The organism is Streptomyces albicerus (assembly GCF_008905045.1).
Taxonomy (GTDB): domain Bacteria; phylum Actinomycetota; class Actinomycetes; order Streptomycetales; family Streptomycetaceae; genus Streptomyces; species Streptomyces albicerus.
The window spans coordinates 1-1,031 of record NZ_VWMY01000200.1 but is presented as its reverse complement, the minus strand read 5'-3'; the positions used below and the strand labels follow the sequence as shown (position 1 = coordinate 1,031).

Below are 1,031 nucleotides of genomic sequence, written 5' to 3'. Positions count from 1 at the left end.
TGAGGAGCGGGGGTTCGGGGGCTGGCCCCCGACGGGGTCTGGGGCGGAGCCCCAGAAGGATGGGACGGGTAGGGGCGGCGGGGGCGAGCAAAACCCCTAAGCCGGCCGCAGCCACACCGTCGCCAGTGGTGGCAGTGTGAGGCGGATGCTTGCCGGCCACCCTTGCCAACCCTGCGTGTCGGTCTTCACGGGATCGGGGTTGGTCACGTCGCTGCCGCCGAAGCACGCCGCATCGGTGTTCAACACCTCGTGCCAGGCGGGCACGTCGTCCGGCGCGCCGAGCCGGTACTCGTGCCGGACCACGGGCGAGAAGTTGGAGACGGCCAGCATCGGATCCCCGCTCGCGTCGAAGCGCAGGAACGCGAAGACATTGTCGTCCGCCGCGTCCCCGGCTACCCAGGCGAACCCGGAGGGCTCGGTGTCCCGTTCCCAGAGCGAGCGAGTCGCCACGTACCGACGATTGAGCTCGCGGACGAGGTCGCGTACACCCCGGTGGTCCGCTTCCGCACTGTATGAGGGGTCGAGCAGCCACCAGTCGGGCCCGTGCGCCTCCGACCACTCCGCGCCCTGCGCGAACTCCTGCCCCATGAAGAGGAGTTGCTTGCCGGGATGGGCCCACATGAAGCCCAGGTACGCCCGGTGCGTGGCCCGCCGCTGCCACCAGTCACCGGGCATCTTCGACACCAACGCCTGCTTCCCGTGGACGACTTCGTCGTGCGAGATCGGGAGGACGTAGTTCTCGCTGTACGCGTACACCATCGAGAACGTCATCTCGTTGTGGTGGTACTTCCGGTGGACGGGATCCTTCTCCACATAGACCAGCGAGTCGTGCATCCACCCCATGTTCCACTTCAACCCGAAGCCCAGCCCCCCGTCGACGGTGGCCCGTGTGACCCCGTCCCAGGCGGTCGACTCCTCCGCGATGGTGAGCACGCCAGGGCAACGCCGGTAGACCGTGGCGTTCATCTCCTGGAGGAAGGCGACGGCGTCGAGGTTCTCGCGGCCGCCGTGGACGTTGGGTGTCCACTGGC

General features: G+C 68.4%; 1 protein-coding gene. It reads right to left on the bottom strand.

Annotated features, from left to right (window positions below):
• Positions 1 to 96: 96 nt before the first annotated feature.
• A partial coding sequence (locus tag GAS53_RS54895; protein ID WP_192583737.1) for an alpha amylase C-terminal domain-containing protein occupies positions 97 to 1,031 on the bottom strand: 935 nt, incomplete at its 5' end.